The organism is Cognatiyoonia sp. IB215182, from assembly GCF_033963905.1.
In the GTDB taxonomy this organism is placed as follows: Bacteria; Pseudomonadota; Alphaproteobacteria; order Rhodobacterales; family Rhodobacteraceae; genus Yoonia.
This window is the reverse complement of the sequence record NZ_JAXBMB010000005.1, coordinates 333,219-358,130: the sequence shown is the minus strand read 5'-3', so window position 1 is coordinate 358,130 and position 24,912 is coordinate 333,219. Positions and strand designations below refer to the sequence as shown.

Annotated in this window: 28 protein-coding genes and 1 riboswitch; of the genes, 19 read left to right on the top strand and 9 right to left on the bottom strand. The window is 61.0% G+C overall.

What is annotated here, in order from left to right:
• Positions 1-2 precede the first annotated feature (2 nt).
• From puhA to SLH47_RS12510, 8 genes are all read left to right on the top strand, one after another.
• The gene (gene puhA / locus SLH47_RS12545; protein ID WP_320239887.1) at positions 3-782 is read left to right on the top strand and encodes a photosynthetic reaction center subunit H; all 780 of its coding nucleotides are present in this window, start codon (positions 3-5) and stop codon (positions 780-782) included.
• A 60-nt stretch (positions 783-842) separates the two neighbouring features.
• Positions 843-1,481, top strand: a complete 639-nt coding sequence (gene puhB / locus SLH47_RS12540; protein WP_320239886.1) for a photosynthetic complex putative assembly protein PuhB — start codon at positions 843-845, stop codon at positions 1,479-1,481.
• A 5-nt stretch (positions 1,482-1,486) separates the two neighbouring features.
• Entirely contained in the window at positions 1,487-1,948 is a 462-nt protein-coding gene (puhC, locus tag SLH47_RS12535; protein WP_320239885.1) for a photosynthetic complex assembly protein PuhC, read from the top strand.
• A 50-nt stretch (positions 1,949-1,998) separates the two neighbouring features.
• Complete coding sequence (locus tag SLH47_RS12530) at positions 1,999-2,295, top strand: hypothetical protein (RefSeq protein ID WP_320239884.1); 297 nt, start codon at positions 1,999-2,001, stop codon at positions 2,293-2,295.
• Entirely contained in the window at positions 2,292-3,422 is a 1,131-nt protein-coding gene (gene acsF, locus SLH47_RS12525) for a magnesium-protoporphyrin IX monomethyl ester (oxidative) cyclase (RefSeq protein ID WP_320239882.1), read from the top strand. Before SLH47_RS12530 ends, acsF begins: the two co-directional genes overlap by 4 nt.
• 82 nt (positions 3,423-3,504) lie before the next feature.
• Positions 3,505-4,302 carry a putative photosynthetic complex assembly protein PuhE gene (puhE, locus tag SLH47_RS12520; RefSeq protein ID WP_320239881.1) on the top strand — a complete coding sequence of 266 codons (798 nt, stop codon included), beginning with the start codon at positions 3,505-3,507 and terminating at the stop codon, positions 4,300-4,302.
• Positions 4,292-5,506 carry a 5-aminolevulinate synthase gene (gene hemA / locus SLH47_RS12515; protein WP_320239879.1) on the top strand — a complete coding sequence of 405 codons (1,215 nt, stop codon included), beginning with the start codon at positions 4,292-4,294 and terminating at the stop codon, positions 5,504-5,506. Before puhE ends, hemA begins: the two co-directional genes overlap by 11 nt.
• 111 nt (positions 5,507-5,617) lie before the next feature.
• A complete protein-coding gene (locus SLH47_RS12510) occupies positions 5,618-6,067 on the top strand; it encodes a c-type cytochrome (RefSeq protein WP_320239878.1) in 450 nt (149 codons plus the stop codon).
• Between the two features lie 54 nt (positions 6,068-6,121).
• Here SLH47_RS12510 and bla read toward each other — a convergent pair whose 3' ends face one another.
• From bla to crtA, 5 genes are all read right to left on the bottom strand, one after another.
• Complete coding sequence (bla, locus tag SLH47_RS12505; RefSeq protein WP_320239876.1) at positions 6,122-7,000, bottom strand: class A beta-lactamase; 879 nt, start codon at positions 6,998-7,000, stop codon at positions 6,122-6,124.
• Between the two features lie 105 nt (positions 7,001-7,105).
• The gene (bchO, locus tag SLH47_RS12500) at positions 7,106-7,948 is read right to left on the bottom strand and encodes an alpha/beta fold hydrolase BchO (RefSeq protein WP_320239875.1); all 843 of its coding nucleotides are present in this window, start codon (positions 7,946-7,948) and stop codon (positions 7,106-7,108) included.
• 3 nt (positions 7,949-7,951) lie between these two features.
• Positions 7,952-9,655: a magnesium chelatase subunit D gene (locus SLH47_RS12495; RefSeq protein WP_413785641.1), complete on the bottom strand. Its 1,704-nt coding sequence runs from the start codon at positions 9,653-9,655 to the stop codon at positions 7,952-7,954.
• Positions 9,600-10,601, bottom strand: coding sequence for a magnesium chelatase ATPase subunit I (bchI, locus tag SLH47_RS12490; RefSeq protein ID WP_320239872.1), 1,002 nt, complete (start codon positions 10,599-10,601; stop codon positions 9,600-9,602). The genes SLH47_RS12495 and bchI overlap by 56 nt, the downstream gene beginning before the upstream one ends.
• Positions 10,598-11,299 carry a spheroidene monooxygenase gene (gene crtA, locus SLH47_RS12485; protein ID WP_320239871.1) on the bottom strand — a complete coding sequence of 234 codons (702 nt, stop codon included), beginning with the start codon at positions 11,297-11,299 and terminating at the stop codon, positions 10,598-10,600. Before crtA ends, bchI begins: the two co-directional genes overlap by 4 nt.
• Positions 11,300-11,408: 109 nt before the next feature.
• Here crtA and SLH47_RS12480 point away from each other — a divergent pair, with 109 nt between their 5' ends.
• Genes SLH47_RS12480 through tspO form a run of 3 tightly spaced genes read left to right on the top strand, consistent with a single transcriptional unit; the run spans position 11,409 to position 14,456 of the window.
• Positions 11,409-12,947 carry a phytoene desaturase gene (locus SLH47_RS12480; protein ID WP_320239869.1) on the top strand — a complete coding sequence of 513 codons (1,539 nt, stop codon included), beginning with the start codon at positions 11,409-11,411 and terminating at the stop codon, positions 12,945-12,947.
• The gene (gene crtB / locus SLH47_RS12475; protein WP_320239868.1) at positions 12,944-13,966 is read left to right on the top strand and encodes a 15-cis-phytoene synthase; all 1,023 of its coding nucleotides are present in this window, start codon (positions 12,944-12,946) and stop codon (positions 13,964-13,966) included. The genes SLH47_RS12480 and crtB overlap by 4 nt, the downstream gene beginning before the upstream one ends.
• A gap of 10 nt (positions 13,967-13,976) precedes the next feature.
• The gene (gene tspO, locus SLH47_RS12470; protein ID WP_320239867.1) at positions 13,977-14,456 is read left to right on the top strand and encodes a tryptophan-rich sensory protein TspO; all 480 of its coding nucleotides are present in this window, start codon (positions 13,977-13,979) and stop codon (positions 14,454-14,456) included.
• A 9-nt stretch (positions 14,457-14,465) separates the two neighbouring features.
• Here the strand turns inward: tspO and SLH47_RS12465 are convergent, their stop codons facing one another.
• Entirely contained in the window at positions 14,466-14,906 is a 441-nt protein-coding gene (locus SLH47_RS12465; RefSeq protein WP_320239865.1) for a DUF3806 domain-containing protein, read from the bottom strand.
• Between the two features lie 184 nt (positions 14,907-15,090).
• Here SLH47_RS12465 and ade point away from each other — a divergent pair, with 184 nt between their 5' ends.
• The 4 genes from ade (at position 15,091) to SLH47_RS12445 (ending at position 19,436) form a co-directional block, all read left to right on the top strand.
• Positions 15,091-16,884, top strand: coding sequence for an adenine deaminase (ade, locus tag SLH47_RS12460; RefSeq protein ID WP_320239863.1), 1,794 nt, complete (start codon positions 15,091-15,093; stop codon positions 16,882-16,884).
• On the top strand, positions 16,881-17,507 hold the full coding sequence (locus SLH47_RS12455; RefSeq protein ID WP_320239861.1) for a hypothetical protein: 627 nt from the start codon (positions 16,881-16,883) through the stop codon (positions 17,505-17,507). Before ade ends, SLH47_RS12455 begins: the two co-directional genes overlap by 4 nt.
• Before the next feature lie 23 nt (positions 17,508-17,530).
• Positions 17,531-19,012 carry an AMP nucleosidase gene (locus SLH47_RS12450; protein ID WP_320239859.1) on the top strand — a complete coding sequence of 494 codons (1,482 nt, stop codon included), beginning with the start codon at positions 17,531-17,533 and terminating at the stop codon, positions 19,010-19,012.
• 133 nt (positions 19,013-19,145) lie between these two features.
• Positions 19,146-19,436 (top strand): HU family DNA-binding protein, encoded by a 291-nt coding sequence (locus tag SLH47_RS12445; protein ID WP_320239857.1) that lies wholly within the window; start codon positions 19,146-19,148, stop codon positions 19,434-19,436.
• Positions 19,437-19,490: 54 nt separating this feature from the next.
• Here SLH47_RS12445 and SLH47_RS12440 read toward each other — a convergent pair whose 3' ends face one another.
• A complete protein-coding gene (locus SLH47_RS12440; RefSeq protein WP_320239855.1) occupies positions 19,491-19,937 on the bottom strand; it encodes a hypothetical protein in 447 nt (148 codons plus the stop codon).
• The gene (locus SLH47_RS12435) at positions 19,934-20,929 is read right to left on the bottom strand and encodes a DoxX family protein (RefSeq protein ID WP_320239853.1); all 996 of its coding nucleotides are present in this window, start codon (positions 20,927-20,929) and stop codon (positions 19,934-19,936) included. Before SLH47_RS12435 ends, SLH47_RS12440 begins: the two co-directional genes overlap by 4 nt.
• A gap of 4 nt (positions 20,930-20,933) precedes the next feature.
• On the opposite strand from SLH47_RS12435, the gene SLH47_RS12430 reads away from it, so the two are divergent.
• The 4 genes from SLH47_RS12430 to SLH47_RS12415 are packed head-to-tail and all read left to right on the top strand — an operon-like array spanning position 20,934 to position 23,346.
• Positions 20,934-21,236 carry a hypothetical protein gene (locus SLH47_RS12430; RefSeq protein WP_320239851.1) on the top strand — a complete coding sequence of 101 codons (303 nt, stop codon included), beginning with the start codon at positions 20,934-20,936 and terminating at the stop codon, positions 21,234-21,236.
• A 35-nt stretch (positions 21,237-21,271) separates the two neighbouring features.
• Positions 21,272-22,144 (top strand): DMT family transporter, encoded by an 873-nt coding sequence (locus tag SLH47_RS12425; protein ID WP_320239850.1) that lies wholly within the window; start codon positions 21,272-21,274, stop codon positions 22,142-22,144.
• 39 nt (positions 22,145-22,183) lie between these two features.
• A complete protein-coding gene (locus tag SLH47_RS12420) occupies positions 22,184-22,915 on the top strand; it encodes a cytochrome c biogenesis CcdA family protein (protein ID WP_320239848.1) in 732 nt (243 codons plus the stop codon).
• 14 nt (positions 22,916-22,929) lie between these two features.
• On the top strand, positions 22,930-23,346 hold the full coding sequence (locus SLH47_RS12415; protein ID WP_320239846.1) for a thioredoxin family protein: 417 nt from the start codon (positions 22,930-22,932) through the stop codon (positions 23,344-23,346).
• 9 nt (positions 23,347-23,355) lie between these two features.
• On the opposite strand, the gene aroC is transcribed toward SLH47_RS12415, so the two are convergent.
• Complete coding sequence (gene aroC, locus SLH47_RS12410) at positions 23,356-24,459, bottom strand: chorismate synthase (RefSeq protein ID WP_320239844.1); 1,104 nt, start codon at positions 24,457-24,459, stop codon at positions 23,356-23,358.
• A gap of 347 nt (positions 24,460-24,806) precedes the next feature.
• A riboswitch (TPP riboswitch) is annotated at positions 24,807-24,907 on the top strand.
• The last annotated feature ends 5 nt before the right edge of the window (positions 24,908-24,912 follow it).

Genomic DNA, 24,912 nt, shown 5'->3' with positions numbered 1-24,912 from the left:
ACATGGTTGGTGTAGAATTCTTTGGAAACTTCGATCTGGCGAGCGCGGCGATCTGGCTGTTCTGGATCTTTTTTGCAGGGCTGGTTTACTACCTGCAGACCGAGAATATGCGCGAAGGTTATCCCTTGCGCGACAATGACGACAAGCCGATTGGCACCGAGACCTGGCCACTGTCCAAGCCCAAGACCTTCAAGCTGCGCGATGGGCGCGGTGAACTGACCGTGCCCTCCATTGAGTATGAAGACAGCAAGATGCGCACAGATCTCGCACTTGCCCCGTCCAGCGGGTCGGGCGCGCCATGGATCCCCACCGGCGATCCGATGGTGGATGGTGTTGGTCCCGCATCCTGGACACCGCGTGCGGATCATCCTGAGCTTGACGCGCATGGCCATGTAAAAATCCGCCCCATGTCGACATTGGCGGACTTCAAGATTTCCGCCGGGCGCGACCCGCGCGGTAAGGCTGTTGTGGGTGGTGATGGCGAGGTTGTGGGCCGCTGCATCGACATGTGGGTGGACGTACCCGAACAGATGGTCCGTTTCCTGACCGTCGATCTGAACCCCGAAGGGACCGGCAATACACGCCTGATCCCGATGAACCTCGCCAAGATCGGGACCGACCGTGTGACCGTGCGCTCGCTATACGCGCATAACTGGGCCGACGTGCCGCGCATCAAAAAGGCGGATGAGGTCACCCTGCTCGAGGAAGAAAAGATCATGGCCTACTACGCGGGCGGCACGATGTACGCCACGCCCGAACGGTCCGAGACGGTCCTGCCGTAAAAACGTGTCCCGCCCCGGCCAGCCACCGGGGCGGTTAACCACAGTAGAGGGAACCTGCCGATGAGCCACGATGATTTCAACTTTGAACCCGTCAGGGGATTGCCCGAGGCGCTGCCCGAGGGTGAGCATATCCTGTGGCAGGGCGCACCCGATCCACGCCGTCTTGCGCGCGAGGCTTTGGCGCTGCGGTGGGTGGCGGGTTATTTTGCATTGCTGGCTGTCTGGCGGGTGGGCGTCTCGGCGGCGGATGTGCCGTTTGGCATCGCTCTGATGCATGGGCTTCCGTTTGTGGTGTCAGGGATCATCGCCTGCGGCATCCTTTACGGCATCGCGTACGTGCAGGCGCGGTCCACCGTCTACACGCTCACAAACAAGCGTGTGGCGATGCGGATTGGGGCGGCGCTGACGATGACTTTGAACCTGCCTTATGTCTGCATCGGGACCGCGAAACTCGACCTGAAATCATCCGGCCACGGCACGCTGGCCTTTGAGCTGATCGGCGACACACGCATCTCTTACCTGATGTCCTGGCCCCATGTGCGCCCTTGGTACATGGCGCGGACCCAGCCCGCGCTGCGCTGCATCCCCGATGCCGAGAGTGTCGCCCGGATTTTCGCTGACGCTGCCGAAACACGGATTTCCCAGCCCCGTGTCGAGCGTGTCGAAACCCATGACGGCGACGCCGTCGCAGCGGAGTAGAGCCCATGCCACAGCTTGAACAACAAATGCGCCACCGGGACAAGGAAATGGTCCCCCGGATCCTCGTCCAGGCGATGTTTGCGCTGATGCTCGCCAGCCTTGGCATCGTCGCTTACGCCCAGTGGTTTGACGTGCCCAACCGTGGCGTGCTGGTCGAGGCGCCCATCGTCCAATCGCTCGACATCACGTTCACCGCCGGCGAGCGGGAGCATGTTTACACCGTCACAAATGCGACGGGCGATGTTCTGGTCACCTCGGCTGATGAAAAGGCCGGGTTCATTGGCGTGATGGGCCGCGTCATCGCGCGGGAGCGGCTGATGAACAATGTGGCAGGCAATCCACCGGTTCAGGTGGTCCGCCGCGACAACGGCAATATCGCGATTATCGATGACAGCACCGACCTGGCGGTCGAGCTGATTGGGTACGGCAAAGACAACGTAGCGGCCTTCGCGCAGCTACTGGATTGAAACCGCGCGGGGCCAGCCACCCCGCGCCTGAAATGTGAAAGGGAACACACATGGGTTTACTGTTTCGAGAAAAGGAAACCGCGCCATGCACGGTGACGATTTCCCATCGCTTTGAAGAGCTATCCGCACATGTCCGTCTGGACAATGGGGCCGTGATCCACCCCGGCGACACCGTGCAGGTGCAGGGGCCCGAGATCATGGCCGCCTTTGGCGAGTTGATCGAGGAGAAGCGCACCGCTGTGATTACGCGGGCGTCCAAGCTCGAACAGCTTTGGACCCGCGCGACGGGTGATTTCGAATTCATGGAGCTGTGCGAGTTTTCGTTCAGTGAGGAGGTGATGTCATGAATGTCCAACGCCCCACCCACTCTGCCGACGCGAGCACCGTCGAAGACGCGCTAGCCGCCGGTAACTACGATCCCGTCATCGACAGCAAGACCGCGACAGATGTGGCGCTGCAGAACACACTGCTCACACCGCGGTTCTACACAACCGACTTTGACGAGATGGACGCGATTGACGTGACGCCCGTTCGCGAGGAATGGGACAAGCTGATCGCGGCGATGAAGGCCGACCCCAACAAGGGACATTTCAAGAAGAATGAGGATTGGGACCACATCGATTGGGACGGGATGGAGCCGCGCCTGAAGGCCGAGTTCATTGACTTCCTGATCTCGTCCTGCACGGCCGAGTTTTCGGGCTGCGTGCTTTACAAGGAAATGAAGCGGCGCGGGTCAAACTCTGACATCACAACGCTCTTCCAGCTGATGGCGCGCGATGAGGCGCGGCATGCCGGTTTCATCAACGACGCTTTGCGCGAGGCCGGGATCGCGGTGAACCTTGGTTTCCTGACACAGGCCAAGAAATACACTTATTTCCGACCAAAGTTCATCTATTACGCGACATATTTGTCAGAGAAGATCGGCTATGCGCGGTATATCACGATCTACCGCCATCTTGAGAGTAACCCTGAAAAGCGGTTCCATCCGATTTTCAAGTGGTTTTGTGAGTGGTGTAATGACGAGTTCAGCCATGGCGAGGCCTTTGCCTTGCTGATGAAAACAGATCCCAAACTGACCGAAACCTGGGTCAACCGGATGTGGATCAAGTTCTTCCTGACAGCCGTCTTCTCAACCATGTGGGTGCGCGACCATCAGCGGCCCGCCTTCCACGAGGCTTTGGGCGTTGATCCAGCATGGTACGGGCAGGAAGTGTTCCGCAAAACCTCCGAGATTTCGCGGCAGGTCTTTCCACTGGTGCTCGACATCGATCACCCGCGCTGGGTGCCGACGTTGAACCGAATGGGCGACGCCAATGCGCAGATTGCCGAGGGCAAAAAGCAGGGTGGCGTGGGTGGTTTCCTCAAGCGGATGACGGGGTCTGCGAAAGCTGCCGTCGCTTTCATCTCGCTCATGACCATTCCGGTCAAAGGCAACAAGGTGCCTGACAGCCCCAGACTGGAGCCTGCCTACTGATGGAGAGGACGGTTTTCATACCGAAAACCGGTGGAGGCTCTGCCTCCACACCTCCGGGATATTTCTGGCCAAAAGAGGAAGCATGACAAGCACCTGGATCGTATCGCTCTTTGCCATTTTCGTCTGGTGGTTCGCCACCGGGGCGATCTTGGTGGCGGTACGTCGGGCTGATCGGATCGGCAACCATCTGAGTGTCGTGATCAGGGCCTTGCCGATCCTTCTGTTCGGGATTTGGGCGGCAGAGGCTTCCCTCACCGATGTCACCGTGGCGGGGGCTTATTTGGGCTTTGCGGGGGCGCTCGCCATCTGGGCTTGGATCGAACTGGCCTTCCTGACGGGTATCATCACTGGCCCGGTCAGCGAAGACTGCCCGCCAGGGCTGGATGAGCGCACCCGCTTCTTCCGTGCCTTTGCGACCATTGCCTATCACGAACTGGCCCTTGTAATCGGCCTTCTGGGGCTCGTCCTGGTCTCAAAAGGTGCGCCGAACCAGATGGCGCTTGTCACCTATCTGATCCTGTTCCTCGCGCGCATCTCGGCCAAGCTGAACCTCTTTTACGGGGTCCCCCGCATCAACACCGAATTTGTGCCAAGCCGTTTGATGCACCTGAAATCGTATTTCCGCAAAGGCTCCATCACCTGGGCCTTTCCCGCATCGATCACCGTGCTGACTGCCATCACCGTGGTCTGCGCCGAACGGCTCTGGCACGCGCAGTCGGATGTGACCATCGTGGGCTTTGCATTACTCACCGCGCTTTCTGCGCTCGCCCTACTCGAACACTGGCTGATGGTGGTCCCGCTGCCTGACGCAAAACTCTGGCGCTGGATGCTCCCTGCGCCCAATACACTGCCCAATAAGGACGGAAGACATGGACTTTGATGCCCTATTCACCCAACAGCTGGACACGCTGAAAGCGGAAGGCAATTACCGCTACTTCGCCGAGCTTGAGCGTCAATGCGGGAAATTCCCGCGCGCGGCCAATCACGACGAAGATGGCGTCCGCGACGTGACCGTCTGGTGTTCGAACGACTATCTGGGCATGGGCCAGCATCCCAAGGTCATCGACGCGATGTGCGAGGCGGTGAAGCGCACCGGCACCGGGGCAGGTGGCACGCGCAACATCTCTGGCACCAACCATGACCACCTTCTGCTAGAGCGCGAATTGGCCGATCTGCATGGCAAGGAAGCCGCACTTTTGTTCACCTCCGGCTATGTGTCGAACTGGGCGGCACTTTCCACGCTCGGATCGCGCCTGAAGGATTGCGTGATCCTGTCCGATGCAGGCAACCACGCTTCCATGATCGAAGGCATCCGCCATTCGAAATGTCAAAAAGTCATCTGGAAGCACAATGATGTCCACGATCTTGAGATGAAGCTGCGCGCCCTTCCCAAGGACGTCCCCAAGATCGTCGCGTTTGAAAGCGTCTATTCCATGGATGGCGACATCTGCCCGATGCGCGAGATTGTGGAAGTGGCCGAGAAATACGGTGCCATGACCTATCTGGATGAGGTGCACGCCGTGGGCATGTATGGCCCGCGCGGCGGTGGTATCAGCGAGCGCGAAGGGCTGGCCGACCGCATCACGTTGATCGAAGGGACGCTCGGCAAAGCGTTCGGCGTCGTCGGCGGCTATATCACCGGCTCGGCGGCCTTGTGTGATTTCATCCGCAGCTTCGCCTCTGGCTTCATCTTCACCACTGCCCTGCCACCGGCCGTTGCGGCCGCGGCCCGCACATCCATCGCGCACCTCAAGGGGTCGCAGATGGAGCGTGCCCGCCAACATCGCCAAGTCGCCCGCCTGCGTGCCGCGCTCGACCGTGAAGGTATTCCGCATATGCGCAACGAAAGCCACATCGTGCCGGTGCTGATCAAGGACCCGGTCAAAACCCGGATGCTGGCCGATTATCTGATGCGCGAATGGGATATCTATGTGCAGCCGATCAACTATCCCACCGTGCCGAAAGGGACGGAGCGGCTGCGCTTTACACCGTCACCCCTGCATTCCGATGCGGATATTGATCATCTTGTCAAAGCGTTAAGCGTTTTGTGGAAGCAATGCGCACTGGCCCACGCGGTGGCTTGATGCCAATCGCACAAACTTTTGGCATCGGGGGTGGACCCGTTTGCCGGATGTATTACATTGCGCTCCGACTGGGGCAACGGTCACAGAACTAGATCGAAGAGGAATACGATCATGAAACGTTTTACAATTGCAGCAGCTCTGGCTGTTCTTTCGGCGCCCGCCTTTGCAGATGGTCACGCGTCCACGCAAGGTGATGTCGCTGCCGGGGAAGAGCAGTTCAACCGCCAATGTGTGGCCTGCCACGTCGTGGCTGACGCGTCGGGCGAGGTGCTGGCAGGGCGCAACGCGCGCACGGGCCCCAACCTTTACGGCATCGCCGGGCGCACGCTGGGTGCGGTCGAAGACTTCCGCTATAGTGACGCGATCATCGAACTCGGCGAAGGCGGCACAGCCTGGACCGAGGCGGCGTTTGTTGGCTACGTGCAGGACCCAACCGGCTGGCTGCGCGAAACGCTTGATGACCGTCGCGCACGCGGCAAGATGGCCTATCAGGTCCGCCAGGAAGAGCAGGCCTATGACCTCTTCGCCTATCTGGCCACCTTCGCGGACGAAGGCTCCTGAGCCCTTACGGCAGAAACCAAACATGGCCGCGCGCAGCAATGCCCGCGGCCTTTTTTATTGATACGTCTGGATTGCGGCGATCACGGCCGCCCCGATTTCGGCAATGGCATCCAAACGCCCAACCCAATTGGTCGGGCTTTCGGCGATGTAGATCGCGACAAAGTACGGATCATCCTCTGGCGGCGTAATCATCGCCACAATGCTGCGCGAGCCATGGCGCGCCGCCCCGGATTTATCCGAAATCTCCCAACCGTCAGGAAGGCTTGGCCGGATCATGCCACTCGTGGCCGAGCCATCCGCCATCCATGACGCAAGCATCTGTCGTGATGCGGGGCTCAGGACCTCACCACGAAAAAGCACCTCCCATGTGGCGATCATCGCCGCTGGCGTCGTCGTGTCGCGCGGATCACCGGGGGTGACGCTGTTCATCTCCGGCTCAAGCCGATCCAAGCGCGACACGGTATCGCCAATCCCGCGCAAATAATCGGTCACGGCCTCAGTTCCGCCAAGACGCTCGATCAACAGGTTCGCCGCCGTGTTGTCGCTCTTGTCCAGCGTGGCATAACAAAGCTCTGCCATGGTCATGTCCTGACCAACCTTCTCGCGGGTGACCGGTGCATGGGACAGGATTTCGCCTGCATCGATCCGAACCGTCTCATCAAGAGCAAGTGTCCGTCGGTCAACGCGGTCCAGAATTGCGGCACACAGTAACGATTTGAACGTGCTGTTCATGGGAAAGCGTTCATCAGCGCGATAGCGCCAGCCCCAATCCGACCCGCTGTGGCTGATGGCGACACCAATCCGTCCGCCAATGCGGCTTTCGACCTGCGTTACCGTTTCCAGAAGTGCTGTGGGCCTGCTGTCCGCCAGCGTGCCTGTGCCCACGGCCATGCTGCACAGCACCCACAGCGCCATGGATTTCAGCCCTATCATGATATGCCTCGATGTGTTTTGGCACGCAGCGGCAACTAACGCATCAACTGGTTCACCAACATGCTGCAACGCATGTTTCTTGTTTTTGGTCGTGGGCAAGACTTGTCAGGATAATGCGAGGGCCGCAATGGATTCCGCATCTTCCTCATGCGCCAGATGACCCAGATCGGGCAGCTTGCTCAGCCGCCCCTTGGGAAGTTGCGCCACCGCATCCTCACTCACTTCCGGCGGCACGGCCATATCGCGCGCGCCTGTGATCAGGTGCACCGGGGTGTCGATACGGCTCAACCGCGCCAGAAGCCCGTCCAGCGACCATTGCGCCATCATCGACAAGGTGGCGTCCACATGCCCGCGATCCGTCGCGAGACGGTAGTAAAGCTCCAACCCTTCCTGATCGAGCGTCGAACCCGTCCCGCTGATCAGGCTACGCACACTGCTGCGCGTCGTCGTGCTCGCGAAAAAGCTGGCGCTGAAAGGTGAAATCGCCAACGCCTTGGCCATCATCGGGAAGAGCCAACCAGCGACCCCCTTGAAATTGCCGAGGGCGGCGTTGATCCCGACGATCCCTTCCACCGGGCGCAGACCCAGCTCCCACAGGCGCAATGCGATGGCCACACCGGCGGAATGGCCGATGATCAGGGTTGGTCGCCAGCCTTCATGGCGAATGAGGCTCAGTAGGTCCTGCGCCATATGATCCAGCCCGCAACGCTGTTGAGCGCCAAGCTGCGTGAAACCCTGACCCGGCAGATCGACGGCGACCACATGATATTGCTTTGTCAGTTGTGGAAATAGGTTGCGGAAACTCTGTGTCGCGCCGCCCGCGCCGTGGATGAGCAGAATGGTATCGCCGGCCCCGTGTTCCTGCACATGCCATTTGTGGGGGCGATGCAGGATCTGGCGCGAATACTCCGCCAGCGGCCAGTCTTCGGCATCATCGGGCCAGCGCACGGTTCAATCGCCCAGCGCAGTCGCAACAGATTGCGACAGCCGCGCGGCGTCAGCGCGGGGCAGGGGCAGATAAGCGGCATCGAGCGTTTGTGCGAGGTTGCGCAGCGCGGGTTCGGGTCGGTTGCCGGTGTCGATCACAATGGCGTCGATGCCTTGCGCCCGCACGACCCGCGCCATCTGTTGGGCGTCCGTGGCGGCCTGTCTGCGATTGGCGCTGCCGTCGAGCGCGATATTCGCGCGCCCATCGGTCAGAATGGCAATTGTTGGCGTCAGGCCCTTGCGCCCGGCCTGCATTGCTTGATCCAATGCGGTGCGCAGCCCGGCTGCTAGTGGAGTGCCGCCGCCGCCGGGTAACCCCGCAAGCCGACGCTTGGTCTGCACCAGCGAGCGGGTGGGCGGCAACATAAGTTCCGCCTCCATCCCCCGAAATGACACCAGCGCCACATGATCGCGGCGGGCGTAAGCCTGCGCGAGCAGGAGTTCGACAGCGCCCTTCGCCTCGGCCAGACGCGCCAGCGCGGCCGAGCCGGAGGCGTCGACGGTGAAGATCAGCAGCCGGTCGGATTTCTCTTCATATCGCTTGATCCGGAAATCGCCGGGTCGGATATGGAGGCCACCGCGCCCGGTCGCATTGCGCCTGATGGTCTGCCAGGGTGCGGCGGCGCGCAGGGTGCTAATCAGGTCAATCCGCGCGCCGTCGCTGAGGCGTCCGGGGCGCGACGGCAGCGGCCTGCCGCGCCGGTTGCCTTTGCGCGCGGCACCTGAGCCACTGCCACGCCCGGCCCGCGCTTTTTGGGCTGCGAGCCGGGCTAGGAGGTTGTCGGGAAGCAGCGCGCGGACTGCGTCAAGCAGCAGTTCGTCGGGGATGTTGAGCGGGTTTTCCGCGCTTGGTTCCTTGGATTGTTCTGGTGGCGGCGCCTCCGGTTTCTCCGGCGCAGGGATGCGTGTGGCGCGGTGCGCCAGTGTAAGGGCACAGGCGATTTCGATATCGTCTGTGCTGATGTCCGTGCGGTTGTTGAGCAATGCGTGCGCCTTGGCCGCACGCAGGGCGAAAAGTGGGGCACGGAGGCTGTCGATGCCGAGTTGGGCGGCGATTTGCGTGATCTGCTCGACTGTCGCTGGCGAAACACAGGGCAGCTCCCGACCGCGGGTGGCGGTGAAGCCCCCGCCCGGGGGGGCGGTCGGGGGCTGCCCGGCGATGCCGGGCGAAAGAGGGCTTAAATCGCGCAACGACGCATCGGACAGATCGACATGAAACGCCAAACGCTCGGACAGTTTCGGGTCAGTCGCCTCGTCCGGCTCCGCGCCTTCATCCAGCGCAATCAGCGTATGTCCCACATGCCGGTCCAGCGTGATCGCCAGATGCGCGGCCAGCCGAACGGGCGCGCGCTCTGCCATAGTCAGGATCAGCGGCCCCGGTTCGGCGAGCAGCCCGGCATTCTGCACCAAATGCCCAGCGCTCAGCGTCGCCGACAGGTCAAGCCCGCCCAACAGCGCCTCATCCCCCATCGCCGGGTGGATCTTGCGTGCCGCTGGATCGAGGCGCTCCAACAGCCGGTCCCGCACCGGTCCTGATCGGGCGCGGATCGTGATGCCGCCCAATCCCGGATCAATGGCCAGCAATTGCAGTGCCAGCGTGGCCCGGTGCCAGCTATCCAAGGACTTCGTCCAAGGTCCGCTCGACACGCGTCCCACTACCCGCCTCATCCAGCGGATCGCGCCGCAGCCGGTGGCGCAAGGCCATGGGGGCAACGGTGCGGATATGCTTGCGGGTCAGCGCGGTATCGTCGCGCCAGGCCGCGTAGGCGCGCGCGGCTTTCAGCAGAGTGAGTTCACCGCGCAAGCCGTCAGAGCCGAGGGCCAGGCAAAGCGCCGCCACATCCTGTAGTACCTTGTCGGAGGTCTTCAAAGCGCCCAGCGCCTTGCGTGCGGTCAGGATACGCTCCCGAATGGCCGCATCTTCGGCCTGCCAGCGCAGCATGAAGGCAGCATTGTCATTCTCGAACGCATCGCGGCGTTTGATCACCTCGACCCGCTCGGTAATGTCGGTGGGGGAGGCGACCTCAACCGACAACCCGAACCGATCAAGCAGCTGCGGGCGCAGCTCGCCCTCTTCGGGGTTGCCGGAACCCACTAGCACAAACCGCGCCGCATGGCGGATCGAGAGGCCTTCACGTTCCACCACGTTCTCGCCGGATTGGGCGACGTCGAGCAGGAGGTCGACGATGTGATCCTCCAGCAGGTTCACCTCATCGATATAAAGGTAGCCACGATTGGCCTTGGCGAGCAGCCCCGGCTGAAATGCCTTTTCGCCCTTGGTCAGCGCCTTTTCGATGTCGAGCGCGCCGGTCACCCGGTCCTCGGTTGCGCCAAGCGGCAGGTCGACCACGGGGGTCGGGACCTCATGCGAGCGTTTGGTTTTCAGCTCGGCCCATGACGGCACCTCTGCCGCCTTCGCGCTGTTCACGGGGCAGCCCTTGATCGCCTTGATTGGGGGCAAAAGCGCCGCGAGCGCCCGCACGGCGGTCGATTTGCCGGTGCCACGGTCGCCGAAGACCAGCACGCCGCCGACGCTCGCATCAATCGCCGTCAGGATCATCGCGCGCTTCATTTCTTCCTGCCCGACGATGGCGGAGAAGGGGAAGGGGGTCATGCGGCCTCCAGTTTTTTCAGGGGGGAGCTGCCGTTCCACGTGCCCCGGTCGGAATGGACGGCGAAGCGGGCATAAAGCTCTTCACGAAACCAGCCTTCGTCGCGGACGGCGCGGATGGCCTCGGCATGGGGGCCAGTGCGAGCAAAGGCGGCCATCGCCCGCTCGGACGGCCAGATGGAAAAGGTGACCTGATGCAGCATCGGCACCTCGCCGATGCCGATCTTAAAGGCGACATTGGGGTCAGTGCCGATCATGGCCGAGATGTTGGGCACACGCCCCCAGAACCGGGTCAGGATGCGCGGCTTGATCGTGGCCCGCGTGAGTGCGGCAAGAGGGCCGGTCGTCTCTGGCGTTGAGACTTCAAATGGGGCTTGTCCCGACCATTGCCCGCGCGCGGTTTGCGTGGTGAGGAACACGGTCCAATTCTCATCCGCCCGGCGGGTGTAGCGCGCAAAGATACCCTCTTGCGTACGTGCCCGCGCGGTCTCCGCATCCGGCCATGTGGCAAGGATCGCATAGACGCCGGTATTCGGCACCGGCGTAAACCCTTCTCCCGTTCCGGACCCGCAGAGCTTCCAGAACCCGATATCCGGCATCCGCGCCAGTGGACGCCGCGCCGCGCCCATCATCATCAGCGCCCAGACCCGTCCGGCAAACCCGGAAAAGCGGTAGAACGAAAGGCTGACGGTCTGGGTCAAAAGAGCACCTTGGCGAAGAGTGTCAATTAATCCTGACATATCAGACCCGTTTTGGGAAGATGTTGACGTTAGGAATTGTCAACTTGAGTTTACATGTTACTGTGAAGCTATGCTGACACATCCGGATACCGACTCAAACGCAGCAATTGTTATCGGTGCGGGGCTTGGTGGCCTCGCTGCCGCAATGCGTCTTGGGGCCAAGGGCTATGCCGTGACGGTGCTGGATCGGTTGGATCGGCCCGGCGGGCGCGGCTCATCTGTCACGCAGGATGGACACCGATTCGACCTTGGGCCGACGATCATCACCGTCCCGCAGGTTTACGAAAGCCTCTGGGCCGCCTGCGGGCGCGATTTCTACCAAGACGTTAAACTGCACCCGATGGATCCGTTTTATAAGGTCCGCTGGCCTGACGGCTCAACCTTCACCGCGCGGCAGGATACCGGCGCGATGATGGCCGAGGTCGCCCGGCTCAGCCCCGGTGATGTCAAAGGCTACCAGCAGTTCCTGAAAGACAGCGAGCGGCGTTATGTCGTGGGGTTCGAAGGCATGGTCGCCAAACCCATGCATCGGCTTTGGGAGACACTGAAGGTGCTGCCGACCTTCGCGATGCTGCGCGCCGATCAGTCGATCCTCGGCCTCGCCAAGCGCCGGGTGAAGGACCCCCGCCTGCGCATGGCGCTTTCTTTCCATCCGCTCTTTATCGGCGGTGACCCGATGCATGTCACCTCCATGTACGCGCTGGTCGCGTATCTGGAGAAAGAGTTCGGCGTGCACTACGCGATGGGCGGCGTGCAGGCGATTGCCGATGCGATGGTGCGCGTGATCCGCAGCCAGGGCGGACAGGTTCGGTTCGGCGCTGAGGTTGACGAGATTCTGGTCGAGAGCGAGGCCGCCCGCGGCGTGCGTCTTACAGATGGTCAGGTCCTGCAGGCCCCGCTGGTCGTCAGCAATGCGGATGCGGGACACACCTACCAACACCTCTTGCGCCGTAAACAGCGCAAACGCTGGACGGACCGCAAGCTGGGGTCGCGCCGTTGGTCCATGGGCCTTTTCGTCTGGTATTTCGGCACCAAGGGCACTGCTGATCGCTGGCCAGATATCGGGCACCACACGATCACCAACGCCCCGCGTTATGAGGGGCTGCTGCGGGACATCTTCATCAAAGGCACGCTCGCCAACGACATGAGCCTTTATATCCACCGCCCCAGCAAGACCGACCCGAGCGTCGCACCGGAGGGCGATGACACCTTCTATGTCCTCTCCCCCGTCCCGCATCTGGGCTTCGACAATCCCGTCGATTGGGCGGCGGATACCGCTCGCTACAAGGCCAAAGTGCAGGCCGAAGTCAACAAATACCTGCCCGGCTTTGCCGATCATATCACCACCGAAATGACCCTGACGCCAGAGGATTTTCGCGACCGGTATCTCTCGCCCTATGGCTGCGGCTTTTCGATTGAGCCACGCATACTGCAATCCGCTTGGTTCCGCCCGCATAACGTCAGCGAAGAGGCGAAGGGCCTCTACCTCGTCGGCGCTGGCACCCATCCGGGCGCGGGCGTGCCGGGTGTGATTTCGAGTGCCGAGGTGCTGAGCAAACTGGTGCCGGACGCGCCCGCCCAACCTGAATTGAAGATGGCCGCTGAATGATTGACCCCAAAGATCTGGACCATTGTCGCGAGGCGATCCGCCACGGGTCACTGTCGTTTCACGCGGCCTCGAAGTTGTTGCCAGCCTCGGTGCGTGATCCGGCACTGGCGCTTTATGCGTTCTGCCGATTGGCCGATGACGAGGTGGACGAGGGCGATTATGAGGCTGGTGCAGTGTTTCGCCTGCAAGAACGGTTGGAATTGGCCTATGCGGGTAAGCCAAAGAACGCCGCCGAAGATCGGGCCTTTGCCGCGATTGTCGAGGCGTTCGAGATGCCGCGCGCCTTGCCGGAGGCGTTGCTGGAAGGTCTCGCCTGGGATGCAGCCGAAAAACGCTATGACACGCTGAGCGGCGTGCGGGATTATTCCGCGCGTGTCGCGGCGGCCGTGGGCGCGATGATGTGCGTCCTGATGCGGGCCCGCGACCCGGATGCGCTGGCCCGTGCCTGCGATCTGGGCGTGGCGATGCAACTCACCAACATCGCCCGCGATGTGGGCGAGGATGCGCGGATGGGCCGGATCTATCTGCCGCTCGATTGGCTGCGCGACGCTGGCATCGACCCGGTGAACTTCCTGCGTGAGCCGCTGCCAACCAACGACGTGCGCAAGCTGGTCAAGCGGCTCCTGCACGAAGCCGACAGGCTCTACCGCCGTTCTGAGGCGGGGATCGACGTGCTGCCCCTGCAGGCGCGCACGGGCATCTGGGCGGCACGGCTGATCTATGCGGGCATCGGTAAACAGCTCAAACGGCAGGGCTATGACAGCATCTCGATGCGGGCCCATACCTCGACCACACAAAAGCTGGGCTGGCTTGCACAATCGGCGGCGCGCACCGGCCTATCGCTGATTATGCCCAGATCGGCGGTGATTTACGCACAGCCTTTGGACGAGGTGGCGTTTCTCGTTGATGCGGCCAGTCAGGGCCGGGTCGATGCAGGCCGCTCGGCCTCTGTCCTTGATATCCTGGCCGAGTTGAAGGCCCGCGAAAACGGAATTGGAACTGACCGCCCGATGGCTTAGGTCTTGGGGCATGGACATTTGGCTCTTCCTGATCTTCTTGACCGCCTGCTTCGGGGCAGGGGCAACCGGCGCCGTCTTTCCGCCTGGGGAGTGGTATGAGAAGCTGAACAAGCCCTCATGGGTCCCACCCAACTGGCTGTTTCCGGTGGCGTGGACGACGATCTACCTCCTGATGTCCTTCGCCGCCGCCCGCGTGGCGGTTTTGGACGGCAACGCCTATGCGATGGCGTTCTGGGCCACGCAGATCGCGTTTAATGCTTTGTGGACGCCGGTGTTTTTCGGGTTGCGGCGGATGAAAGGGGCGCTGCCGGTCATGGCAATGCTCTGGCTATCCGTGCTCGGCTGCACGGTGACGCATTGGCAATTGGATCTGTGGGCCGGGCTGGCCTTTGTGCCTTATCTGGCGTGGGTCACGGTGGCGGGAGTGCTGAACCTTGCGATGGTGCGGTTGAACCCGGATGTGCCGCCGTTGGAGGTGGGGAAGGTTTGATTCGCATCTCTAGTGCGTTGCCGTCCGCGCCACTTCCTCCTCTATTAATTCGTTTACCTTATCAACGGTCCAGTTAAAGAGATCGAATATGTCGACATCTACGTCATCCTCGATGCGTTTCGAGATCATTGTTTGCGGGAAAACAATGACAGATGTTCCGCGATAACGCACCGCCGGGTCTCTGCCATAATCGTCTTCGACGACAGCCCATTCCATTCCGAGCTGGATACATAGTGCATCACCAAGCACAACACCCATCGATTGCAGCTCGTAAGTCTGCTCCTTGGAAAACGTGTTGGCGTCAAGGAGCGCTCTTAAAGTGCCAAGTTTCCCGGCAGCAGTCTCGAACCTTTCCAAGCTAGAATCTGCAACGTACTTTGATACGATTGCTCTTTGCGCATCCAAATGGTCTTTGTCTTGTTGCGATAGTTGAGATACTCTTTGGTCCATCCTGAAGTATCTTAGAGTTTATCTTTGCTCATTCACAAGACACGAAAGAAAACCGTATTTGAGAAGCAGTATTGCATCCAACCTAGCCTCGCCTCAGCCAGTTCCAACAGACTCAAATTCAGCACCGCAGGCACCGACATGACGGAGGTCTTGCACCTCCCCCGAAACGGTGAAACCATTGGGGATGGAACCTCATTTCAAATCTTGGGCTGAGTCGGCCCCCCGTTTGGTCGCCGTGGCTGCGGGGCGGGACGCGGCTGATCTGGTTGTTCGCGGCTGCAAGCTCGTGAATGTCCAATCCCGCGAAATCCTCGATTGGCAGGTGGCTGTGGCCGATGGGCGCTTTGCCTATGTTGGCCCGGACGCCTCCCACTGCATTGGCCCGGACACGCGGGTGATTGAGGCCGAGGGCCGCTATCTGATCCCCGGTCTCTGCGATGGCCACATGCATATCGAAAGCGGCATGCTGACCCCGGCAGAGTTCGCTGCTGCCGTCGTCCCCCATGGCACCACGACCATGTTCACCGACCCGCATGAGATCGCGAATGTGCTGGGCCTCAAAGGCGTGCGGATGATGCATGATGAGGCGCTGATGCAGCCCATCAACATCTACACGCAGATGCCCTCCTGTGCGCCCTCGGCCCCCGGTTTGGAGACGACAGGCTTCGAAATCAGCGCCGAGGATGTGGCCGAGGCGATGGCCTGGCCGGGGATCATCGGCCTCGGCGAGATGATGAACTTTCCCGGTGTGATCAACGGCGATCCGCAGATGCTCGCCGAGATGGCCGCCACGATGAAAGCGGGCAAGACCGTGGGTGGCCATTATGCCTCTCCCGACAAAGGCATCGCGTTTTCGGCTTACGTTGCTGGGGGTGCCGCCGATGATCATGAAGGCACCGCAGAGGCTGACGCCATTGCCCGTGTGCGCAATGGGATGCGGTCGATGATGCGGCTGGGCTCGGCCTGGTATGACGTGGAAAGCCAGATCACGGCGGTCACGGAAATGGGCCTCGATCCGCGGAATTTCATCCTCTGTACGGATGATTGCCATTCCGGGACGCTCGTGAATGACGGGCATATGAACCGGGTGGTGCGGCACGCGATTGAGTGTGGCTGCGACCCGCTGATCGCCCTGCAGATGGCGACGATCAACACGGCGACGCATTTCGGGCTGGAGCGCGAACTCGGCTCTATCGCGCCGGGGCGGCGGGCGGATATGATCCTGACCTCTGACCTGAAGACCCTGCCGATTGAGGAAGTCATCGCACGCGGCCAGATCGTTGCGCGGGACGGAAAGATCACGGTGGAGTGCCCGCACTACGACTGGCCCATCGCGGCGCGGCAAACGGTGCATATGAAGCCGCTTACCGCCACAAACTTCGAGATCCCCGCCCCTGACGGGGCCAACAAGGTCAAGGCCAAGGTCATCGGCGTCGTCGAAAACCAGGCCCCGACCGAGGCGTTGACCGCCGAATTACCGGTCGTGGACGGGCTGGTGGAGGGGGAGGGCGACACCTATCAGATCGCCCTTGTCGAACGGCACAAGGCAACCGGGCAGGTCACAAACGGCTTTGTCTCGGGCTTCGGTTATCAGGGCCGGATGGCCATGGCCTCGACCGTCGCCCATGACAGCCACCATATGATCGTCGTCGGAACGGATCGGGAGATGATGGCAAAGGCTGCCAACCGGCTGGGTGAGGTTGGCGGCGGCGTGACCGTCTGGAAGGATGGCGCGGAGCTGGCGCTGGTCGAACTGCCCATCGCGGGCCTCATGTCCGACAGCCCGGCGGCGGAGGTCGCGGCCAAGGCCGACCGAATGGTCGCGGCGATGGCCGAATGCGGCTGCACGCTCAACAACGCCTATATGCAGCATTCGCTGCTGGCGCTGGTTGTCATCCCGTCGTTGCGCATCTCTGATTTAGGCTTGGTGGACGTGGACAAATTCGAAATCACGGACCTGTTTGAGGAAAACGCATGAGCTTTGCCGACAATGTCCGGGCGAAAATGCCAGAGGCGCTGGTTTTGCCAGATGCCTTTGCGGCGGTTTTCGACTGGGCGGAGGCGAACGGGCAAAAGGGGCGGTTCACGCACAGCGATGCGGGAGAATACCTGTCGATCTACCCGCTTGAGGTCATGAACGAGCCTGGGGCCAGCTATGTGATCTTCCATGCCGAGGGGCCGCCGCTGGCTGAACCGATCCCGGCAGAGATCACGGCCCGTTACGTCAGTATCGCCACTGCAGCCGGTGATGGTGGTAAAATGGGGTTCTGGCTGGATGATGCGGGGGTTCAGCAGGTTGTCATCTTTGATCATGGCTGGCCCTATGTGCTGACACCCGATCCTTTGGTCGCGCTGCAGTTTCTGGCGATGGGATATAGCGAGCCCGCAGCGCTGAAAGATCCAACACTGACCGCGGCTGCAGCCGCCGCACATGATGGCTGGGATGAGCCGATTTTGCCCGATGGTTTCCACGCATTCCTGAATAAGCGTTTCGGAGTGACACCACCGGCAACCGCAGCCGCGCTGGGCATCACGATCCCGGACTATGATGACATGTCCGATCCCATGCGCCAGTGGCTCGACAAACACATGCCGCAGTGACGGCCCATAAGAAAGACACGCTGATGAATGTCGTCTCGAAAGTGAACCTGAAAACCCCCGATGTCCCCAAGGCCGAGGCCTTTACGGACGCGGCCAAGGCCGTGGCGCGCTTGCAGGAGCTTTATCAGATCGCCGTGCGGTTTCTGTCCGACAATTTCTCTGACGCGCTCAAGAACGGTCAGCCAAAGGCGCGGGTGCGGGCATATTATCCCGAGATTCGGTTGACCACGACCACCTATGCCAAGACCGATACGCGCTTGTCCTTTGGTCATGTGGCCGAGCCTGGGATTTACGCAACCACGATCACGCGGCCCGATCTCTTTGCCGCGTATTTGGAGCAACAGATCGCCCTTTTGATCAAAAGCCACGGCGTGCCGGTGATTATCGGTGTGTCAGACACCGAAATGCCCGTGCATTTTGCAGCCGCGAACGATCCGGGTCTGACCGTGCCGCAGGACGGATCGATGGATTTCAACCTGCGCGACAATTTCGATGTGCCCGACCTGACGACCACGCACGATAACATCGTAAATGGCGAAAGCTTTACCTATCCCGATGGTGCGCGGCCTCTTGCACCGTTCACTGCACAGCGTGTCGACTACTCATTGGCCCGTCTGGCGCATTACACAGCCACGGCAGCAGAGCATTTCCAGAACCATGTTCTCTTCACCAACTACCAGTTCTATGTGGAAGAGTTCGAGGCTTATGCGCGCCATATGCTGGCCGATCCGGATAGCGGGTACACCGCCTTTGTCGGTCCTGGAAATGTCGAGATCACGGATGCCGATGCGCCATTGCCGGTGCCCGCGAAGCTGCCGCAGATGCCGACCTACCATCTCAAGCGGGCCAATGGGTCGGGAATTACCCTCGTCAATATCGGCGTCGGGCCGTCGAACGCCAAGACCGCGACCGACCATATCGCGGTGCTGCGCCCCCATGCCTGGCTAATGGTGGGTCACTGCGCGGGCCTGCGCAATTCGCAGCGGCTGGGGGATTTCGTGCTCGCCCATGCTTACTTACGCGAAGATCACGTCCTTGATGATGACTTGCCCGTCTGGGTACCGATCCCGGCATTGGCGGAAATCCAGATCGCACTTGAAACGGCAGTGGCGGATGTGACCGAACTGGAAGGGTATGAACTAAAGCGCATCATGCGCACCGGCACTGTCGCCACGATTGACAACCGCAATTGGGAACTGCGCGAACAGGCAGGACCCGTGCAACGCCTCTCACAATCCCGCGCCATCGCGCTGGATATGGAGAGCGCCACGATTGCCGCCAACGGCTTTCGGTTCCGGGTGCCTTACGGGACGCTGCTTTGCGTCAGCGACAAGCCGCTGCATGGCGAATTGAAGCTGCCCGGTATGGCCTCTGAATTCTATAAAACACAAGTAGCCGCACATCTGATGATCGGGATCAGAGCCATGGAACGGTTGCGCGAAATGCCGCTGGAACGCATACATAGCCGCAAATTGCGTAGTTTTGAGGAAACAGCTTTCCTTTAACGTCGCGAAAACTGCCCAAAAGGCGCGTTTTTCCCTTGTAAACTTACACTAAACGTTGTGGTGTCCCACAACATCCCGTTATATGGGCGGATAAGAGGCCCTACAGATTGGGCGAATGAGGGAGACCAGTAAGATGGCGACAAAACCAATGACAAAAGCGCAGCTGGTTGCTGCATTGGCCGAAGAAACAGGCATGGACAAGAAGGCTGCAGGGTCCGCTCTGGACGCTGTGACGGGCATCATCACTAAGGAAGTGTCCGGCGGCGGTGCCGTGACCCTGCCGGGCGTCGGCAAGATCTACTGCCGTGAACGCCCAGAGCGGATGGTCCGCAACCCTGCGACTGGTGAGCAGATCAAGAAAGACGCTGACAAGGTCGTCAAGATGACGATCGCCAAGGCGCTGAAGGACAGCGTGAACGGCTAAAGCCGCGACACGCGTGTTTATGTGAAGGGTCGCCCATCCGGCGGCCCTTTTGCTTTATGTGACGGTCAGCATCTGTTCGGCCACGATCAGGCCGTCCTTGCCAATCAGCGCCCGATGATCCTGCCCGCGCAAGGTGACCGCGATATGGTGCCGCCCTGCAGGCAACAGGCCCAGATCAAAGATCGGACTGTAGGCAGACCCGACCTTCTGCCCGTTCACGATGACATGGGCATGGCCGACAGGCACGGCCTCGGCCACCGAGGTGCAGATTTCGGTAAACTGAAACGCCGTCGCGTCGATCTGCAGGATCCAGTTGCCCCTGTAATCCTGCGCGATACTGAATGACAGGTCCGGCTGCGGGAGTGTCTCGGGCAGGGTCAGAAACACGGCGCGTGGCGCCTCATGCGCAGCATTATAAGCGGGCGCGGCGATCGCCAGGCTGCCCAGCAGCCCCGCCACCAGGGCCACCGGCCCGATTTGCGAAAAAGCATTCCGTCTCATGCCAGTACCTTTCCTGTTGCGATGGTGGTTTGTGGTGTTCTCCAGCGCGTGCCGATGATGACGAACATGGCCAACATCCCGTACAGATTGGCGTGAAAGAGTGGTGTTTCCCCCAGCGTGACCGCCAGGAACGTGATCGCCAGGATGATCACGACCGAAACTGGCCGCACCAGCCGACCTGCGATCAAGAGCGCGCCGCAGATGATCTCCACCCCTGTCATGATCAGCGCAATCACTGCATAGTGCAGGCCGAATGTCGGCAGATTGCCATGCTGCAGGATTGCGATCAGCAGCGTCGGTTGCGTCAGCTTGTAGGCGACAGCGAGATAGACGAACCCGAAGCCGACGAGGATCTGCGCCGCACGCCAAAAGACCGGCATCACCTCAGCCGGTGGCGCGCACCAATCAGTTGCCTGCAACAACCGGTCCACGGACCAGACACCTCCACCAACCAGCGTCAGCACAATGGCGGGCGCTACGAAATGCGGCGCGTAGTCGATGAACTTGATGCCAAAGACACTCCACCCCAGCACGACAAGCGCCATCAAAACCAGCCCCGCAATCCGGGTGAAGAGGCCCGCAATCAGGCACAGCCCAAGCGTGATCTGAAACGGCGCCAGCCAGTCCCATCCGGGCACAAGCGCCAATTGCATGTCCGGCACCAACAGCGTCGGTTCCACCCAATGCGCGGTGCCATGACGGGGCAGACCACCGGTGCCAGCCAGCACCAGCATCACGCCCAGCGGGATGCGCAATAACGCCGGCCCCCAGTTCGCGGCGACCGATTGCAGCAACGGCTCAAGCGGTTGAAAATGCGGGCGCAGCCTTTCTTCGACCAGAAGCGCGACCAGTGTCGCAACGCATCCCACCACAGCGGCAAGTCCCAGAATAGCATAGCTCGTAAAGATCGCGGGGATCGGTTCCTGGGCGAGCGCCGCAATCTCGGCAGGGGTCAAAAGCCATGCTTCATGTGCATGCGCAAGCGAGGTCATGGCGATGGTTAACGTACTGAAAGCAAATATAAATCTGTTGTGGTTCGGCAAAATCATTTTGGTCTCCAAAAACTGGAAATCTGAAAAGAATGAACTTTGTTGTTTTGTGCCAAGGGCACATGTCATGGCCGGAAAATTGGCCAATGTCTTGGGTCTTCGTGCGGCCCGTCACGGCGGACCAAAGTCAATGAATATTGATTTGAAATACTGTATCGAATGCAGCAACAATACCTTCGCACGCGCAGCATTCGAAGTCAGGAAGTCCTTACCTATCGCCCGATACCCACATCGCGGTGTCGATTTGTGATGCGGTCACCCGCAAAAAGCCTTTAGGTCGCGGCCATGGATATCAAAGCGATCTTGATGGGCCTCGCCTTCGCGTTCATGTGGTCATCGGCCTTCACCTCGGCCCGGGTGATCGTCGAATATGCCCCGCCGCTCAGCGCTTTGGCGCTGCGGTTCCTGATATCCGGGCTGATCGGGGTGGCGATTGCCTGGGCGCTGGGCCAATCAGCGCGCTTGACCCGACAGCAATGGATCGGCGTGGTCGTCTTCGGCATCTGCCAGAACGCGCTTTATCTCGGCCTGAATTTCGTGGCGATGCAGACCATTCCGGCCTCATTGGCTGCGATTATCGCCTCAACCATGCCGTTGCTGGTGGCGGTGGCCGGATGGCTGGTTTTTGGCACGCAAGTCAGGCCACTGGGGATTGCCGGGCTGGTCGCCGGGTTCATCGGTGTTGCCTTGATTATGGGCGCGCGGATCGAGGGTGGCGTTGACCTTTATGGTCTGATCCTCTGCGTGATCGGGGTCTTCTCGCTGACCGCAGCGACGCTTGCCGTCTTGGGTGCCTCGTCCGGCGGCAATGTCCTGATGATCGTCGGCCTTCAAATGCTGGTGGGCAGCGCCGTTTTGTGGGTTCCTGCGCTTGCCTTTGAGACCTTTGTCGTCACCTGGAACTGGCAGCTGATTGTGGCCTTCATCTACACCACCCTCGTGCCCGGCCTGGCCGCAACGCTGGTCTGGTTCCTGCTGGTGGGCCGCATCGGGGCGGTCAAGGCGTCCACTTTCCATTTCCTCAACCCCTTCCTCGGCGTTGCGATTGCCGCTGTGCTGTTGGGCGAACGGGTCAGCGCTCTCGACGTGCTTGGCGTCGCCATCATCGCGGGCGGCATTCTGGCCGTGCAAATCACCAAACAGCCCACGCCAAAGTGACCGACTGTCACACAAAAGGGGGCTGACAGAAGGCGCACCATGCGCGCAGATAGCGCCATGGATTTGCTCTTTGGATATCTTGCGGGGGTCTTGACCCTGATCAACCCCTGCGTGCTGCCGGTCTTGCCCATTGTGCTGGCAACCGCGTTGCAGGCAGGCCGCGCCGGGCCATTGGTGCTGGCTGCGGGGATGAGCCTGTCTTTCGTCATTGTGGGGATGACAGTCGCAGTCTTTGGCCAGGCGTTGGGCATTGATGACCTGATGATCGCCCGCGCGGGCGCTTTCATGATGGTCCTTTTCGGGATCGTGCTGGTCGTCCCACAGTTCTCGGCCCGGTTTGCGACCGCCACCGCAGGCATGTCCGCCCGGGCCGATGCCGGGATGGACGGCGTGAACCGCGACGGGCTGGGCGGGCAGTTTGTGGGCGGCGCACTTTTGGGTGCGGTCTGGGTGCCTTGTGTCGGGCCAACACTGGGTGGCGCCATCGCGCTGGCCTCTGCCGGTGAAAACCTCGGCTGGGCGGCGGCAACGATGTTCAGCTTCGCACTCGGTATCTCGACCATCATCGTGGTGCTGGCCTATGGCGCGCAAAACGCGATCCGGGCACGCAAGGCGTGGCTACAGGCCATCTCGGGCCGGGTCCGCATGATCACCGGCGTGATCTTTATCGCCCTGGGCACCGCCCTATTCTTTGGTCTGCACCAGATGGCCGAAATCTGGCTGCTGGACCGCTTGCCATTCTGGCTACAGGACCTGTCGGTCCGCTTTTGACAAAGGAGAGATTGATGAAACGTCGTGAGTTTATGGCGCTATCCGCCGCTGTGGCAGTCGCACCGATGGCCGCAAGAGCCAGCGAAACGCTCGATTACACCCCCGGCCTGGTCCGCGAACGGCTGGCGGCGGGTGAGACCGTCTTTGTCGATTTCAAAGCCTCCTGGTGCACGACCTGCCGGGCGCAGGAACGTGTGATCGGCCAGTTGCGCGCCGACAATCCGGCCTATGACGCAGCCATCACATTCATCAACGTCGATTGGGACGAGTATGGCCGTGGCGAACTGGCCACAGAACTGAACATCCCGCGCCGGTCGACACTTGTTGTGATGAAAGGCGACGCAGAGCTTGGCCGCATCGTCGCCCGCACATCGCAGCGCGACATTCAGGCGCTGATGGATACGGCGCTGGAGGCGAGCACCGCCAGCTAGGGGGCGTCCCTAACCAATCTGGCCGCGCACGCCACCCGTTTGGCCACGATCCAAGAGCAGGTGATCGAGGATCACACAGGCCATCATCGCCTCACCCACCGGGACGGCGCGGATACCGACGCACGGGTCGTGACGCCCCTTGGTGATCACCTCGGTCTCGGTCCCATCCATGCGGATCGACTTGCGCGGGGAAAGGATCGATGACGTCGGCTTCACCGCAAACCGCACGACGATATCCTGCCCCGTGCTGATCCCGCCAAGGATGCCGCCCGCGTGGTTGGAGCTGTATTCCGGCCCGCCTTGTCCCATGAAAATCTCATCCGCATTGTCCCGCCCCGTCAGCGCGGCGGCGGCCATCCCCTCACCAATCTCCACGCCTTTCACCGCGTTGATCGACATCATCGCGGCGGCAAGATCGGTATCGAGCTTCGCATAGACCGGCGCCCCGATCCCGGCAGGCACGCCACGCGCCACCACCTCAATGATCGCACCGACCGAGTTATGGTCGTCCTTGCGCAGCCATTGCAGGTACTCTTCCCACTCTTTCGCGGCCTCCGCATCGGGGCAAAAGAAGTCATTCTGATCAATCTGCGCCCAATCCATCCGCGACCGGTCGATCTGCTTCGCACCCATCTGGGTCATGTAACCCTTGATCTGCACATTCGGCGCAATCGCCCTAATCGCCTCACGCGCCACACCACCCGCCGCCACGCGCGACGCCGTCTCACGCGCTGAAGACCGGCCCCCACCGCGATAATCCCGCACCCCGTATTTCTGGTGATAGGTGATGTCGGCGTGACCCGGGCGAAACGTATTCGCGATATCGCCGTAATCCTTCGACCGCTGATCGGTGTTGCGGATCATCAGCTGGATCGGCGTCCCCGTCGTCTGCCCCTCAAACACGCCCGACAGGATTTCAACCGCATCCGGCTCATTCCGCTGGGTCGTATTCTTGTTCAGCCCTGGCCGCCGCTTGTCGAGCCATTGCTGGATCATCGCCGGTTCCAGCGGCACCTGCGGCGGGCAGCCATCCACGGTCGCGCCCAGCGCGGGCCCATGGCTTTCGCCCCATGTTGTGAACCGAAAAAGATGGCCAAAACTGTTGATCGACATAGGCGGGCTCCTGACTGACGGTCAGATAACCAGCACCTTGCGGAAAGCCAAGCTATTCTCGCAATCGGTCGCGTCGGCGCTTGGCAGATGATGTGATGAAGGTCACGATGCGGTCCACGATGATTACCAGCAATGCGGTGGCCCAGATTGGGATGTCATATGTCGTGGCCAGACCAAAGGCGTAATAGACGAGCCAAAGAAATGTTAGCTCAAGGCACAAAATAATTAGTCGCGTTCCCCCATGGGCGCCTCCTTTCTCCTGAATTTTGGATGTGAATACATGTTACTTTATGGGGCGCCAAAAAGCCAGTTCCATCTTGTGATTACTGCATTTTTCCCATAGCAAGAATGTCACCTCGGGGGGCCAATCCGGCTGAGATGCGTACCACGCGGACCCGTTGAACCTGAACCGGTTAAGACCGGCGGAGGGAAGGTATGGCAATCCCGCTTACC